The organism is Kitasatospora sp. NBC_01300 (assembly GCF_041435235.1).
In the GTDB taxonomy this organism is placed as follows: domain Bacteria; phylum Actinomycetota; class Actinomycetes; order Streptomycetales; family Streptomycetaceae; genus Kitasatospora.
The window spans coordinates 631,309-646,108 of the sequence record NZ_CP108408.1; the positions used below are offsets into that span (position 1 = coordinate 631,309).

Consider the following 14,800-nt stretch of genomic DNA (forward strand, 5'->3'; position numbering starts at 1 on the left):
GGGCCAAGGCATGGAGACCAGCCGGTTCACGGGCGAGGACCCGCACGGGCACCAGCACGCGGTGAAGGTCGTCTCGAGGCGGAACAACACCCGGCGCGTGGTCTGCGAGAGCTGCGGCTACCGCAGATCGGCGACGTTCAACGCGCAGGCGAAGGCCTCCGAGCACCTGTCGCAGACGCACGACGCCGGGTACGTCCGGCAGGAGTTCGCGCCGGGCCCGTGGATCGCCGCGGCCGTCGGGCTGGTCGCCTTCATCGTCTTCCTCTGCCTGTACGGGGGGTAGCGCCGCACACGACACCGCCCCGCCCGGCGGGTGCCGGACGGGGCGGGGCGGTTCGCCGGACGGAGGGGTCAGGCGGCCGGCTTGGCGGCGACGGGCTTCGCCTTGCCGCCGAACAGGCCGAAGAACACGGCGAGGGTCGGCACCAGGTAGAGCAGCCAGACCACGAGCTGCAGCACCGTCGGGTCCGGCTGGAAGTTGAACACGCCCTTGAGCAGGGTGCCGTACCAGCTGTCCTTGGGGATGGTGCTGCTGATGTCGAAGGCCACGCTGTGCAGGCCGGGCAGCCAGCCGGCCTCCTGGAGGTCGTGCACGCCGTAGGCGAGCACGCCGGCCGCGACGACCACCAGCATCGCGCCGGTCCAGGTGAAGAACTTGGCCAGGTTGATCTTCAGCGCGCCGCGGTAGAACAGCCAGCCGAGCACCACCGAGGTGAGCAGGCCGAGGGCGGCGCCGATCAGCGGGTTGTAGCCGTCGTTGGTGGCCTGCACCGCCGACCAGATGAACAGCGCGGTCTCCAGGCCCTCGCGGCCGACCGCCAGGAAGCAGGTGACCACCAGGGCCGTGGTGCCCATGGCGATGGCCACGTCCAGCTTGCCGTGCAGTTCGGTCTTCAGGTGCCGGGCGGTGCGGCGCATCCAGAACACCATCCAGGTGACCAGCCCGACCGAGATGATCGACAGCGAGCCGCCCAGCGCCTCCTGGGCCTCGAAGGTGAGCTGCGACGAGCCGAACTGCAGCACGGCGCCGAAGGCCATGCTGAGCACCACGGCGGAGGCGACGCCGATCCACACCGGCGGCAGCTTGTCCCTGCGGCCGGTCTTGACCAGGTAGGCGATCAGGATGCAGACGACCAGGCTGGCTTCGAGGCCTTCGCGCAGGCCGATCAGGTAGTTGCCGAACACGGCACTCTCCTCGGGGGGTTGAACGGGGCGGGGGATCAGCCGAAGAGCGCTTGGCCCCACCACTCCCCGGGCTTGCGGACGCCCGCCGGGCAGGCGAAGTGGGCGGAACCGACGTGCTGGATGTACTCGTTGAGCTTGTCGCCGGCCGCGAGCCGCTGCTGGAGCGGCACGAAGGCCTTGCGGGTGTCGCGCTGGTAGGCGAGGAAGAACAGGCCGGCGTCCAGGCGGCCGAGGCCGTCGGTGCCGTCGGTGAAGGAGAAGCCGCGGCGCAGGATCATCAGGCCGTTGTTGGCGTCCGGGTGGGCCAGGGCGACGTGCGAGCCGGCGGGCATCGCCTTGAGGTCCGGCGCGTCGTGCTCCTTGGCCTTGCCGTAGGGGGCGCCCTCGCCCTTGGTGCGGCCGAAGGTGTCCTCCTGGTCCTTGAGCGAGGCGCGGTCCCAGGTCTCGATGTGCATCCGGATCCGCCGGGCGACCAGGTAGGAGCCGCCGGTCATCCACTCGGGGCCGTCGCCGGGGGCGGCCCAGACGTGCTCGGCCAGCCCGGCGCCGTCGGTGCCCGCGATGTTGTGGGTGCCGTCCTTGAAGCCGAGCAGGTTGCGCGGGGTCTGGGCGTCCGGGGTGCTGGAGGAGGTCTTGCCGAAGCCGAGCTGGGACCAGCGGATGTTGACGGTGCCCATGCCGATCCGGGCCAGGTTGCGGATCGCGTGCACGGCGACCTGGGGGTCGTCGGCGCAGGCCTGGACGCAGAGGTCGCCGCCGCTGCGCAGCGGGTCGAGCTTGTCGCCCTTGAAGTTCGGCAGGTCGATCAGGGCCTCGGGGCGCTTGGCGCCGAGGCCGAAGCGGTCGACGCCGTCCCGGTCGAACAGGGTGGGGCCGAAGCCGATGGTGAGGGTGAGCCGGGAGGCGGGCAGGCCGAGGGCCTCGCCGGTGTCGTCCGGCGGTGCCTCGGGCAGGCCGTCGGCGGCGCCGGTGCCGACCTCGCGGCCGCCGGTCATCGCGGCGGCGGCCTTGGTCCACTCCTTGAGCATCTTGACCAGCGACTCGCGGGTCGCCTTCTCGGAGACGTCGAAGGCGGCGAAGTGCAGGCGGTCCTGGACCGGGGTGGCGATGCCGGACTGGTTCTCGCCGTAGAAGGGCACCTCGGCACCGGTCTGGGCGGCCGGGGCCGGGGCGGGGTCGTCCTGCCGGGTGGCGGCGGCGACCGAGCCGACGGCGGCGGCGCCGAGCGCGACGCCCGCGCCGGCCCAGCCGATCACGGCCCGTCGGCTGACGGCGCCCCCGGCACCACCGGCGGCAGCGGCCGGGGCGTTCGCGGCGCCCTCGGGGTTCTCGGGGTTCTCGGTGCCCTTGGCGTTCTCGGCGTCCATCGGCGGGCGGATCCTTCTCTGTGCTGACTCGCCGATGCCGTGGCGGCCGCTTCGGGCCGCCACGGCGTCGGTGGGGTGGGGACGGTGCTCGGGTGGGCTGCGGTCGTTACTTGACGACCACGGCGGCGGCCAGCTTCGACAGCGGCTCGCCCAGCGAGTTGACCGCGTCGGAGAAGGTCTTGCGCTCGGCCTCGGTGACCTTGTCGTAGGAGGTGAAGGTGCCGTCGGCCTGCTTGTACTTGGCGAGCAGGGCCTGGATCGCGGTGAACTCGGAGTCCAGGGTCTTGGACAGCTCCGGGTCCTTCTCGGCGGCGACCGGCTTCAGCAGCTCGTAGGCCTTCTGCGCGCCCTCGACGTTGGCCTGGAAGTCGGCCAGGTCGGTGTGGCTGTAGCGGTCCTCCTCGCCGGTGATCTTGTTGGTGGCGACCTCGTCCAGCAGCTCCTTGGCGCCGTTGGCCATGCTGGTCGCGGTGATCTCGGCCTCGGGGATCTTCTTCTGCCAGTCCTTGAGGTCGTTGACCAGCTGGTCGGCGAGCTTCTTCTCGTCGTCGCCGATCCTGGCGTCGGCCCAGAGCGACTTCTCCAGCTTGTGCCAGCCGGTCCACTCCTGGCCGGCCTCCAGCTTGTCCTCGCGGGTGTCGGTCTTGGGGTCGACGTCGCCGAAGCTCTCGGCGACCGGCTCGGTGCGCTCCCAGCCGGTGCGCGACGGCGCGTACAGCGACTTGGCCTTCTCCACGTCGCCGGCCTTGATCGCGGCGGCGAAGGCCTCGACGGCCGGGATGGTGGCGTCGGCCTGCTGCTGGGCGTACGTGCGGTACGCGTCGACGGCGGCGGTCAGGCGCGGGTCGGCGGCGGCGGCACTGGCGCCCTCGCCGGTCACGGTGATCTTCTGGCGGATGCCGTCGCCGACCATACCGGGCTTGCAGGCGATCTCGTAGGAGCCGGCCTTGATCTCGGCGTTGATGGTGGCCTTGGTGCCGGGGCCGATGTTCTCGCGCTCGGTGATGATCTTGTCGCCGGCACCGTAGACGTAGACCTCGGTGGTCTTGCCGCCCTTGTTGCTGATGTCCAGGACGACGTGGCCGGCCGGGAAGCTGGTCTTGGAGACCTCGCAGGCGGTGTCGGTCGCGTTGATCTTGACCGCGTCCGCGCCGCCCGCCTTGTCGTCCTTCTTCGCCGCACAGCCCGCCAGGGTGGCGGTCGCCACGGCGAGGGTGAGCAGCGCGGCTGCGGTGGAACGGCGACGGGCGGACATGCGGGCTCCAACGGAAAAGGGCATGGGTGTGCCAGGGCGGGGCAGGGCTGAGCACCGGTGGGGGCGCCGAACCAGCGACAACCCCGCCTTAGCTAAGGCATACCTTACGTAAAAACTTTTTTACGTCCATACCCGCCCCCCGCCGGAAGCGGGCCGACGCCCGGCCCGCCCCCCCCTGCCCGCCCCGGCCATACCCCGACCGGGATCCGTCAGCGCCCCGGCGTACGGCGCGCGGCCGCCCGGGCCGTCCACCGGCCCTCGTGCCGGCTGATCCGGATCGGGTGGCCGAAGGTCACACTGATCAGCTCGGTGGTCATCACCTCGTCCACCGGCCCGGCCGCCACGCACTCCCCGTCCCGCAGCAGCAGGGCGTGGGTGGTGCTCTCCGGCAGCTCCTCCAGGTGGTGGGTGACCAGCACGCTGGCCAGCTCCGGGTGCTGGTGGCGCAGCAGGTCCAGGCTGTCCAGCAGCAGCTCTCGGGCGGTCAGGTCCAGCCCGGTGGCGGGCTCGTCGAGCAGCAGCAGGCGGGGGCTCGGCATCAGCGCGCGGGCGATCAGGGCCCGGCCGCGCTCGCCCTGGGACAGGGTGGTCCACGCCGACTCGGCGATCGCGCCCATGCCGAGCGTCTCGATCAGCTGCTCGGCCCGCTCCAGCGCCTCGGGGCCCGGCTTGCGGTGCAACTCCGGCTCGATGGTGTTGGTGTGCCCGGTGAGCACCACCTCGCGCACGCTCAGCGGCGAGCGCAGCGGGTGCCGGGGGTTGACGTGCCCGAGGTGGGCGCGCAGCTCGCGGATGTCCACCCGGCCGAGCCGGCGGCCGAGCACGTCCACCTCGCCCCGGGTGGGGTGGGAGACCGCGCCGAGCAGGGCGAGCAGGGTCGACTTCCCGGCACCGTTGGGGCCGAGCAGCGCCCAGTGCTCGCCCGGCTCGATGGCGAGGGTGATCCCGCGCAGCAGGTGGCGGCCGTCGCGTACGACGTCCACGTCCTGGGTGCGCAGCAGCGGGCCGTCGAAGGACGGGACGGACGAGCTCATGGGGGCGGACCTCCGAGGTGCGGCGCCGGACAGGGCGCGGGCGAGGCGCCGTACCGGACGGGCCGGCGCCGACCGTCTGCGTGCAGAGTACAACCGTCGCCGCGCGCGGGTCCGGGCCGTCCGAGGAGTGGACGCTCCAGAACCCTGTCGCCCGGCGGGAGTTGGGAGGATGATCGGGGGATTCGGAGGGGACGAGGGGAGCGCCGATGCCGACCGACGGGGAAGCGGCCGAGGACCGGGCGGCCGACACGCTGCACGGGCTGGTCGAACTGCGGGCCCGGCAGGCACCGCAGGCGGTGGCCGTCCGCTGCGGCGACGCCGAGCTGACGTACGGGGAACTGGACGCGCGGGCCGACGCCCTGGCCCGCCACCTGGCGGCGCGCGGCCTGGCCCCGGGCGGCCGGGCGGCGGTGGCCCTGGGCCGCGGCACGCAGGTGTACGTCGCGCTGCTCGCGGTGCTGAAGGCGGGCGCCGCGTACGTGCCGCTGGAGCCGAGCGCGCCGGACGCGCTGCTGCGGCACGTCCTGGCCGACGCCGCCCCGGACCTGGTGGTGACCGAGGAGAGCCACCGGGTGCGGCTCACCGACGCGGGCCCGGCGAAGATCGTCTGCCTGGACACGGCCGACCTCGCCGAAGCACCGTCCGGCCCGCCGGAGGCGCCCACCGGCCCGGCGGACCTCGCCTGCGTCCTCTACACCTCGGGCTCCACCGGCCTGCCCACCGGGGCCCTGGTCGAGCACCGCAACCTGCTGTCCGCGTACCGGGGTTGGCGCGAGGTGTACGGCCTGTCCCCGGCGGACCGGATCCTGCAGACGTCGAGCCTGGAGTTCGACGTCTTCACCGCCGACTGGGTCCGCGCGCTGGGCTCCGGCGCCACCCTGGTGGTCGCCCCGCGCAACCTCACCCTGGACCGCACCGCCGACCTCGCCGGCCTGCCCGCCCTGGTGGCCGCCGAAGGGATCACCGTCCTGGAGCTGAACGCCCGCCTCGCGCGCCGGCTGGCCGCCCACCTCGCCCGGAGCGGCGAGCCACGGACGGGCGAGCCACGGGCAGGCGAACCCCTGGCCGGTACGCCGCTGCCCGGTGTGCGGCTGCTCACCGTCGGCGCCGAGAAGTGGTACCTGGACGAGCAGTTGGGCCTCCAACGGCTGCTCGGCGACGGGACCAGGGTGCTCAACGTGTACGGCCTCGCCGAGGCCGGCGTGGACAGCACCTACTTCGACGCGCGGGGCACGGCGGCCACCGAGGACGGCGAGCGGGTCTCCCTGGTCGGCCGGCCGTTCCCCGGCACCCGGGTGTACGTGGTCGGCCCGGACGGCACCCCGGTGCCGCCGGGGCAGGCCGGCGAGATCGCGATCGCGGGCGGCGGCCTCGGCCGGGGCTACCTCGACCGGGCCGACGACACCCGCCACCGGTTCGTCCGGGCGGACTTCGACCCGGACGGCCGGGTGCTGCTGACCGGGGACATCGGCCGGCTCCGGGACGACGGCGTCCTGGAGTTCCTCGGCCGGGCCGCGCACGTGGTCGGGCCGGTCCCCTTCGCCCGCAAGGCCGCAGTGGTCTCCCGGGTCGCGGCGGCGGCCCGGGCCGAGGGCCGGCTGCGCGCCCACCCGGCGGTCCGGGAGGCGGTCGTGGTGGAGCTGGAGCTGCGGCCGGGCCGGCGCAGCCTGGTCGGGTACGCGGTGACCGCGCCGGACGCGGACGGGGCGGACGGCTGGTCGCTCTCCCAGTACCTGGCGGCCGAACTGCCCGTCGGCGACGCGCCCGAGGCCGTCGTCCCGGTGCCGGAGCTGCCGCGCACCCGGGCCGGAAAGCTGGACCGCGCCGCGCTGCCGCTGCCGGCCCCGCCGAAGCACACCGCCGCCGGATCGGCGAAGGCGGGGTCGCGCGCGGGGAAGGGCGGCGGCGGCAAGGCCGGGGGCGGGCGCGGCGGCACGTCGGACCTGCCGGGCTGTCTGGTGTTCGGCTGCGCGGTGTTCTTCTCGCTCATGGCCTGGGTCAGCACCGACCTCTTCTTCCCCGGCGCGACGCAGCTCGGGGCGGTGCCCGACGCGTACCACTTCTGGTTCGAACTGCTCTACCTGTGCGAGAACCTCGCCTTCGGCGCCGGGGTGGCCTTCCTCTTCTTCGGCTTCCCGGCGGTGCTGCGGCAGGGGCGGTCGTACCGGCTCTCCCTGCTCACCTACCTCTCGGTGGTGTGGCTGCTGGCCTCCTGGTGGCCGCAGGACAACCTGTATCGGCTCACCGACGCGACCGACTGGCCGCGCGAGACGGCGATGGTGTTCACCTTCAACGTGCCGCTGATGGCGGCCGCGCTGGTGGTGCTGGTCTTCCTGATCCGGCGGCCGACCGACCGGCGGTGACGTCCGCTCGGCGGCAGCGGTCGGGGTGGAGGCCGGTCAGCGCAGCGCCTCGAACATCCCGGCCAGCCCGTGGTGCGCGGCCGTGAGCAGCGCCTGCGCGGCGTCCAGCGCCTCGGTGCTCGGCCCGGCGAGGGCGAGGCCGACGGCGGGCTCCGGGTCGTGGCCCGCCGTCGGGATCAACGGCAGGAGGGTGACGTCGAGCCGGGCGCAGCGCGTCCGCAGCCGGTCGAGGTGGTCGTGCAGCGCGCCCGGGGCGAGCCGGGCGCCGAGCGGCATCGCGTCCAGGGTGCGGACGAGGTGGCCCGGGCCCCGCACCTGGTCGAGGCGGGCCCGCAGCATGAAGGCCACGGCCGGGCCGGTGAGCCGCAGGTTGATCTCGGTGGGGGCGAGCCGGCGCTGCCGGTCGGTGACGAAGTCCACGTCGTACCAGCCTCGGTAGCCCTCGGCGGCCAGCCGCTCCCCCACCGCGAGGGCGAACCGGCGGGCCGTCCCGGCGGCGCCCCGGGGCACCACGTCGGGGCCGACGGTGACGCCCTGGTAGCGGGTGCCGGCGACGTGCATGTCGCCGGCGCCCACCGGGTGGACGGCTCCGTCGGGGCCGACCAGCGCGTCGTAGGTGAGGTCGCGCAGCCGGGCGGCCGGGCCCGGGTCGACGTGCTCCTCCAGCAGCAGGGCGCCCTGGGCGGGCAGGAGTTCGGAGCGGACCAGGCGCCGCAGCAGGGCCCGGCCGCCGCCGGCGGCGAACAGATCGGCCGGCTCCACCACGACGGTGCCGTAGCCGCCGACGCCATGCGGGCTCTTCAGCACGGTGGTCAGCCCCCGGGCGGCGCGGGCGGTCAGCCGGCGGGCCGCCCGGCCCCGGCCCGCCGGGCGTTCCTGCCGGGGGACGACGACGCCCGGGTGGTCGGGGGCGAGTTCGGCGAACAGGTCGTGGGCCGCCGCCTTGGACTCGTAGCGGTGCACCGCGGCCAGTTCGGGGCCCTCGCCCTGGGCGGCGGTGCGGCCCCAGGCGACCACCGGCCCGCCGAGGGCGGCGATCCGCGCGGCCAGGGCCGGCCGTTCGGCGAGCGCCCGGGCGACCGTCCGCTCGGGCGCGACGCCGCCGTGCACCTCCACCGGGCCCCACTCCAGCTCCCGGGCCAGCCAGTCGGTCCACTCCGGGCCGAGCTCGGCGGGCAGCACCAGCAGCGCGGGTTCGGGGCTGTAGCAGGTGGCCAGGCAGGCGTAGTGGTGGGCCTGCCGCAGCCGTCGGGCGCGCTGGGGGGCGTCCATGCCCGGGGCGAAGAACTGCTCGTTGAAGTCCGCGACGTTGCCCACGTGGACCGCCGCCCGACCGCCGGTCCAGGCCCCCACCCATCCGTCCATGGGGGCGAGCCTAGGGCCTCGTCAGGTCGTGCGTCATGCGTCGGAACGCGATCGGCCATATGCGGCACGGGTGTTGATTTCTGCTCACTTTTGATTTGAACAGGACACAACTTGGCAAAGATATGACCATTCCTCTAGCTCTATCTGACTGATCGCCGTCAATGTCGGTCGCAGCTCTTTTCCCTGCAGCTACCCCGACTGGAGTCAGAGTGAGCCCCACCTCCTCCTCCCGCCGCCCCCTCGCGGCCGGATCCATCGCGGTCGTCGCCGCCCTCGTCGCCGTCGCCGTCCCCACCGGCACGGCCTCCGCCGCCACCGGCACGAGGGAGGCCGCGATATCCCAGGCCCGCGCCAACGTCACCCACAACGCGGGGGTGTTCGGCTTCGGCGCCGGCCAGGACCTCGTGGTCAAGGACGTCGTCCTCGACGCCGACGGCACCCAGCACGTCCGCTTCGACCGCACCTACCAGGGCCTGCCGGTGGTCGGCGGTGACCTGGTCGTCCACCAGGACGCCCGCGGCCGGCTCAAGGACTCCTCCCGCGCGGCCGCCCACGACGCCGCCGTCGGGTCCACCGTCCCGAAGGTGCCCGCGCAGGCCGGCGCCGCCGGCGCGCTCGCGGCCGCGCCCGGCGTCCAGGACGCCACCAGCACGCCCGAACTGGTCGTCTGGGCCGCCGACGGCACGCCCCGGCTCGCCTGGCGCACCACCGTCGAGGGCACCGGCGAGCACGGCCAGCCGGCCGGCAAGGTGGTCGTCACCGACGCCACCACCGGCGAGCAGATCGAGACCTACGACGCCGAGCACCAGGCCTCCGGCACCGGCCACTCCGAGTACACCGGCGACATCACGATCGACACCACCGCCCAGAGCGGCGGCGGCTACACCCTCAAGGACTCGGTCCGCGGCCACGTCACCAAGGACGCCAACAACGTCGCGGCGAGCGCGCTCAAGGCCGGCTCCGGCACCGCGTTCACCAGCGCCACCAACGTCTGGGGCGACGGGAAGAAGTTCTCCACCGACCGCTCCACCGCCGCCGTCGACGCCCACGCCAACACCGCCTGGACGTACGACTACTACAAGAACACCTTCGGCCGGAACGGCATCAAGAACGACGGCAAGGGCGCCACCGTCTTCGTCCACGTCGGCACCAACTGGGACAACGCCCAGTGGTCCGACAGCTGCTTCTGCATGATGACCGGCGACGGCGACGGCAGCACCGACCCCGAGCAGGTCGACCTCGACACCATGGGCCACGAGATGACCCACGGCGTCACCAGCGCCACCGCCAACCTGCGCTACAGCGGCGAGTCCGGCGGCCTCAACGAGTCCACCAGCGACATCTTCGGCACCATGGTGGAGTGGTACGCCAACAACAAGGTGGACACCCCCGACTACCTGTTCAGCGACCAGTCCACCCCGCCGTGGCTGCGCCGCTTCGACAAGCCCTCGCTCGACGGCCGGTCGGCGGACTGCTGGAGCAGCTCGGTCGGCAAGCTCGACGTGCACAACTCCTCGGGCGTCGGCAACCACTGGTTCTACCTGGCCAGTGAGGGCAGCGGCAGCAAGACCATCAACGGCTACACCTACAACAGCCCCACCTGCAACAACTCCACGGTGGCCGGCATCGGCAACCAGAAGGTCGCCAAGATCTGGTACCGCGCGCTGACCGTCTACATGACCTCCACCACCACCTACAAGGGCGCCCGCACCGCCTCCCTGAGCGCGGCCAAGGACCTGTACGGCCTCAACAGCACCGAGTACAAGGCCGTCGCGGCGGCCTGGAGCGGCGTCAACGTCAACTGACGCGCGGTCCGGCGCGGCGGCCCGGGTGACCCGGGCCGCCGCGCTCCCGCTCAGCCGGACGGGGCGGCTGCGGCGCCGGTCAACAGGGCCTCGCGGACGAGCTGGACGGGGTGCCAGGCGTGACGCTCCGTCCCGTGGAGGATCTGCTGGCGACAGGACGCACCGGTGGCGACGATCACGGTGTCCGCCGGTTCGGCGTCGACGGCGGGGAAGAGCCGGTCGTTGCCCACGGTCATGGACACCTCGTAGTGCTCGCTCTCGAAGCCGAAGGAGCCCGCCATCCCGCAGCAGCCGGCGTCCAGTTCGACCACCTCGACGCCGGGGATGCGGTTGAGCAGGGCCACGGTGGCGGCCGTACCGACCTCGGCCTTCTGGTGGCAGTGGCCGTGGTAGAGCAGCCGGCGACCGGCCGGCCAGGCCGCGGGGCTCAGGCGCAGGCGTCCGGCGTCGATCGCCTCGGTGAGCAGTTCCTCCACCTGCCGGACCCGGCCCGCGAGGTCCCTGACCACCGGGTCGTCCGGGTGCAGGGCCAGGTGTTCGTCCCGCAGCGTCATCAGGCAGGACGGCTCGCAGCCGGTGACCGGTGAGTCCGGGGCGGCCGTCGCGGCGATGGCCCGGGCGAAGTCGGCCGACTGCCGCTTGGCGTCGTCCAGCAGCCCCTTGGACAGGCTCGCGCGACCGCAGCAGCCCTGCGCCGCCAACCGGACCCGCCAACCGGCCAGTTCCAGCAGTTCGACGGCGGCGCGGCCGATGGCCGGCTCGGTGTAGGTGGTGAAGGAGTCGGCCAGGAAGGTCACCTCGCCGAGGGGGGCCGACGGGGCCGCGCCCTCGTGCTGCCGGAACCACCGCAGCAGGTTGTGCCGCGCGAAGGCCGGCAGCGGCCTGGCACCGGTGATGCCCAGCCTCCGTTCCAGCAGCCGGCGGACGAACCGGCTGCGCCCCGGGAGGTTGGAGAGCGGCGCGGTGGCCGAGCCGAGCCGGTTGAGCAGACGGATCGCGCCGAACACCCGGGACCTGAGCGGCACCCCGTGCAGGTCGTGGTGGTGGGAGAGGGTCTCGGCCTTGAGCGTGGCCATGTCGACGCCGAGCGGGCACTCGCTCTTGCACGCCTTGCACATCAGGCAGAGGTCGAGGATCCCGTGCAGGCGCTCGTCCCCCAGCGCCTGCCGGGGGTCCGGCTCGGAGAGTGCCTTCACCAGGGCGTTGGCGCGGCCGCGGGTGGAGTGCTCCTCCTCCCGGGTGGCCATGTAGGAGGGGCACATCGTGCCGGTGGCGCTCTTGCGGCACAGCCCGATGTTCATGCACCGGTCGGCCGCCCCGCGCATGCCGCCGAGCACCTCGAAGGAGAGCCGGGTGCGCAGTTCGGGCGCGGGCGGCAGGGCCGGGTCCCGCAGGTGGTCCGTCATGGCGGGGGCGTCGACGATCTTGCCGGGATTGAGGAGGTTCCGGGGGTCGAAGAGCCGCTTCGTCCCGCGCATCGCCTCGTAGAGGTCCCGCCCGAAGAGCAGCGGGTTGAACTCGCTGCGGGCCAGGCCGTCGCCGTGCTCGCTGGAGTTGACGCCGCCGTACTCGGTGACCAGGTCCCGGATCTCCTCCGCGACCGCCCGCATGGTCGTCACCTGGGCGGGATCGGTCAGGTCCACGAAGGGGCGGATGTGCAGGCAGCCGACCGAGCAGTGCCCGTAGAAGCCGGCCGCCAGGCCGTGCCGGTCCAGCACCTCCTGGAAGCGGCGGGTGTAGTCGGCGAGGTGGACCGGGTCGACGGCGGTGTCCTCGACGAAGGCGAGCGGGCGGCGGGTGCCCTCGCCGGCGGCCATCAGCAGGCCGAGGCCGGCCGAGCGGACCTTGAGCAGGGCCTCCTGCTGCTTCGCGGTCACCGCGTGCAGGGTGTGGTAGCCGTGGCCGTGCCGGGCCCACCGGGCGGTCAGCCGCTGGAGCCGGCCGCGCAGTTCGCCCTCGTCGTCCCCGCTGAAGCTGACGAACAGCAGCGCCCCGGGATCGCCCTCCAGGATGCCGCCGAGCGGGGCGTACTCGATCTTCCGCCGGGAGAGTTCGAGGATCGTCCGGTCCATCAGCTCCACCGCGGCGGGTTCGCAGGCGAGGGCGTCCTCGGTCGCGTCGACGGCCCCGGCGACGGAGGTGAAGTGGCCGACGGCGATGACCGTGTGCGCGGGCCTGGGCACCAGGTCGACCAGCGCCCTGGTGGCGATGACCAGGGTGCCCTCCGAGCCGACGACGAACTTGGCGAGGTCGAAGGGGGCCTCCTCGGCGTCCACGGCGCCCATCGCGCCCACGGCGCCCACCGCGGCCTCGCGGAGGAGCCGTTCCAGGCGGTACCCGCCGGAGCGGCGCCAGAACTCCGGCGTGCCCTCGGCGATGGCCCGGGCGTTGGCCCGGACGATCCGCGGGAGTTCACGGTAGACGGCGCCTTCGAGGGTCGGCAGGGCGGCCCGGCGGCGGTGCTCCGCCGCGTCGACCGGGGCGAGGTGGGCCCGGCTGGCGTCGGAGAGCACGACGTCGAGCTCCCGGACGTGGTCGATGGTCATCCCGTGGCGCAGCGATCCGCTGCCGCCCGAGTTGTTGCCGATCATGCCGCCGATGGTGGCCCGGTTGGCGGTGGAGGTGTCGGGGCCGAACACCAGGCCCGACGGCGCTGCCGCGCGGTTCAGTTGGGCCTGGACGACACCGGGTTCCACCAGGGCGGTACGGGCCTCGGGGTCCAGTTCCACGATGCGGTTCAGATGGCGGGACAGGTCCAGGACGAGCCCGGGCCCCACGGTCTGCCCCGCGAGGCTGGTGCCCGCGCCGCGTGGCACCAGCGGTACGCCGTGTTCGGCCGCCGCGGCGACCGCGGCCTGGACGTCGTCGGCGTGCCGGGGCAGGACCACGCCGACCGGGGTGATCGCGTACATGCTCGCGTCCCGGGAGTACAGGTGCCGGGTGTAGTCGTCGAAGCGGACCTCGCCGTCGAGGTCGCGGCGGAGCCGGTGCTCCAGTGCGCGGGTGTCGCCGTCGCGGCTGCCGCTCTCGGGTCGGTCGGCGCGCTCGGGGCCGCGGCCGGCCGTCGAGGCGTCGGAACTGCTCGCTGTCATGTCCGGTTGGCTCCTCTGTCCGCGGGTGCCGAGTGCCTGGGGGTACCGAGTGTCTGGGAGTGCCGAGTGCCTGGGGGGTGCCGAGTGCCTGGGAGTGCCGAGGCGTTCACGGCCGGCGGAGCACGTCGAGCGCCGCGCCGAGGCCGGCCGGGTCGATCGGCACCCCGGCGAGCTCCAGGCCCAGTTGCACCCCGGCGAGGGTGCCGATGAGGGTCAGGTCGTTGAGGTGGCCGAGGTGGCCGATCCGGAAGACCCGGCCGGCGAGCCTGCCCAGACCGGCGCCGAGCGACATGTCGAAGCGCTCCAGGACGAGTTCGCGGAACCGGTCGGCGTCGTGGCCCTCGGGCAGCAGGACGGCGGTGAGCGAGCCGGAGTACTCGCGTTCGTCCGCGCACAGGACCTCCAGGCCCCAGCCGTGGACGGCGGCCCGGGTGGCGGCGGCGTGCCGGGCGTGCCGGGCGTGGACGTTGGCGTGCCCCTCGGCGTCGAGGATCCGCAGGGCCGCGTCCAGGCCGTAGAGCAGGTTGATGGCGGGGGTGTAGGGGAAGGAGCCGTTCCTGTTCGCCTCGATGACCGGCGCCCAGCTCCAGAACGACCTGGGCAGCCCGGCGGTGCGCGAGGCGACCAGCGCCTTGCGGCTGACCGCGTTGAACCCCAGCCCGGGCGGCAGCATCAGGCCCTTCTGCGAGCCGGACACCGTGACGTCCACGCCCCACTCGTCGTGGCGGTAGTCGAGGCAGCCGAGCGAGGACACCGCGTCGACCAGCAGCAGCGCCGGGTGGCCCGCCTCGTCCAGGGCCCGGCGCAGTTCCGCGATCCGGCTGGTCACTCCGGTGGAGGTCTCGTTGTGGACGACGCACACCGCCTTGATCGTCCGGTCGGTGTCCTCGGCGAGTCGCCGCGCGAGCACCTCGGGATCGGCGCCGTGGCGCCAGTCGCCGGGGACCAGGTCCACCCGCAGACCGAGGGCCTGGGCCATCTCCTGCCAGAGCGTGGCGAACTGCCCGGTCTCGAAGCAGAGCACCCGGTCGCCGGGGCTGAGGGTGTTGACCAGCGCGGCCTCCCAGGCGCCGGTCCCCGAGGCGGGGTAGATCACGACCGGGCCCGAGGTGCCGAACACCGGCCCGATCGCCGCGAGCAGACGGAGCGTCAGTGTCGCGAACTCGGGCCCCCGGTGGTCGGTCGTGGGAGCCGCCATCGCCTGCAACACGGAGTCGGGGACGTTGGTGGGGCCCGGGATCTGGAGGAAGTGGCGGCCGGTACGGAAGGACATACGCGTCGAACCCCCTTAAGGGTTGTGCCGTGTGACGGCACGTCGTATCGTGAAGCGGCAC

Annotated in this window: 10 protein-coding genes; 3 read left to right on the plus strand and 7 right to left on the minus strand. The window is 73.6% G+C overall.

Features of this window, described 5'->3' with window-relative positions; translation table 11 throughout:
- The first annotated feature begins 10 nt into the window (after positions 1 to 10).
- Positions 11 to 283 (plus strand): hypothetical protein, encoded by a 273-nt coding sequence (locus tag OG556_RS02815; protein WP_371515676.1) that lies wholly within the window; start codon positions 11 to 13, stop codon positions 281 to 283.
- A 68-nt stretch (positions 284 to 351) separates the two neighbouring features.
- On the opposite strand, the gene efeU is transcribed toward OG556_RS02815, so the two are convergent.
- The 4 genes from efeU to OG556_RS02835 form a co-directional block, all read right to left on the minus strand.
- A complete protein-coding gene (gene efeU, locus OG556_RS02820; RefSeq protein ID WP_371515677.1) occupies positions 352 to 1,185 on the minus strand; it encodes an iron uptake transporter permease EfeU in 834 nt (277 codons plus the stop codon).
- A 35-nt stretch (positions 1,186 to 1,220) separates the two neighbouring features.
- Positions 1,221 to 2,552, minus strand: a complete 1,332-nt coding sequence (gene efeB, locus OG556_RS02825) for an iron uptake transporter deferrochelatase/peroxidase subunit (RefSeq protein WP_371515678.1) — start codon at positions 2,550 to 2,552, stop codon at positions 1,221 to 1,223.
- 106 nt (positions 2,553 to 2,658) lie between these two features.
- Positions 2,659 to 3,807 (minus strand): iron uptake system protein EfeO, encoded by a 1,149-nt coding sequence (gene efeO / locus OG556_RS02830; RefSeq protein ID WP_371515679.1) that lies wholly within the window; start codon positions 3,805 to 3,807, stop codon positions 2,659 to 2,661.
- A gap of 209 nt (positions 3,808 to 4,016) precedes the next feature.
- Positions 4,017 to 4,841: an ABC transporter ATP-binding protein gene (locus OG556_RS02835; RefSeq protein ID WP_371515680.1), complete on the minus strand. Its 825-nt coding sequence runs from the start codon at positions 4,839 to 4,841 to the stop codon at positions 4,017 to 4,019.
- Positions 4,842 to 5,047: 206 nt separating this feature from the next.
- On the opposite strand from OG556_RS02835, the gene OG556_RS02840 reads away from it, so the two are divergent.
- Complete coding sequence (locus OG556_RS02840) at positions 5,048 to 7,204, plus strand: amino acid adenylation domain-containing protein (protein ID WP_371515681.1); 2,157 nt, start codon at positions 5,048 to 5,050, stop codon at positions 7,202 to 7,204.
- Positions 7,205 to 7,240: 36 nt separating this feature from the next.
- Here the strand turns inward: OG556_RS02840 and OG556_RS02845 are convergent, their stop codons facing one another.
- Positions 7,241 to 8,569: a hypothetical protein gene (locus tag OG556_RS02845; RefSeq protein ID WP_371515682.1), complete on the minus strand. Its 1,329-nt coding sequence runs from the start codon at positions 8,567 to 8,569 to the stop codon at positions 7,241 to 7,243.
- Positions 8,570 to 8,778: 209 nt separating this feature from the next.
- Here OG556_RS02845 and OG556_RS02850 point away from each other — a divergent pair, with 209 nt between their 5' ends.
- A complete protein-coding gene (locus OG556_RS02850) occupies positions 8,779 to 10,374 on the plus strand; it encodes a M4 family metallopeptidase (RefSeq protein ID WP_371515683.1) in 1,596 nt (531 codons plus the stop codon).
- 50 nt (positions 10,375 to 10,424) lie between these two features.
- On the opposite strand, the gene OG556_RS02855 is transcribed toward OG556_RS02850, so the two are convergent.
- Both OG556_RS02855 and OG556_RS02860 read right to left on the minus strand, forming a co-directional pair.
- The gene (locus OG556_RS02855) at positions 10,425 to 13,466 is read right to left on the minus strand and encodes an FAD-binding and (Fe-S)-binding domain-containing protein (RefSeq protein ID WP_371515684.1); all 3,042 of its coding nucleotides are present in this window, start codon (positions 13,464 to 13,466) and stop codon (positions 10,425 to 10,427) included.
- A gap of 106 nt (positions 13,467 to 13,572) precedes the next feature.
- Positions 13,573 to 14,739 carry an alanine--glyoxylate aminotransferase family protein gene (locus tag OG556_RS02860; protein ID WP_371515685.1) on the minus strand — a complete coding sequence of 389 codons (1,167 nt, stop codon included), beginning with the start codon at positions 14,737 to 14,739 and terminating at the stop codon, positions 13,573 to 13,575.
- Between the last annotated feature and the right edge of the window lie 61 nt (positions 14,740 to 14,800).

Excerpts from the sequence above, each read along its gene's own strand:
- efeO (WP_371515679.1), bottom strand. The coding sequence starts at position 3,807 with ATGTCCGCCCGTCGCCGTTCCACCGCAGCCGCGCTGCTCACCCTCGCC.
- OG556_RS02840 (WP_371515681.1), top strand. The coding sequence starts at position 5,048 with ATGCCGACCGACGGGGAAGCGGCCGAGGACCGGGCGGCCGACACGCTG.
- efeB (WP_371515678.1), bottom strand. The coding sequence starts at position 2,552 with ATGGACGCCGAGAACGCCAAGGGCACCGAGAACCCCGAGAACCCCGAG.
- OG556_RS02855 (WP_371515684.1), bottom strand. The coding sequence starts at position 13,466 with ATGACAGCGAGCAGTTCCGACGCCTCGACGGCCGGCCGCGGCCCCGAG.
- OG556_RS02845 (WP_371515682.1), bottom strand. The coding sequence starts at position 8,569 with ATGGACGGATGGGTGGGGGCCTGGACCGGCGGTCGGGCGGCGGTCCAC.
- OG556_RS02835 (WP_371515680.1), bottom strand. The coding sequence starts at position 4,841 with ATGAGCTCGTCCGTCCCGTCCTTCGACGGCCCGCTGCTGCGCACCCAG.
- OG556_RS02860 (WP_371515685.1), bottom strand. The coding sequence starts at position 14,739 with ATGTCCTTCCGTACCGGCCGCCACTTCCTCCAGATCCCGGGCCCCACC.
- OG556_RS02815 (WP_371515676.1), top strand. The coding sequence starts at position 11 with ATGGAGACCAGCCGGTTCACGGGCGAGGACCCGCACGGGCACCAGCAC.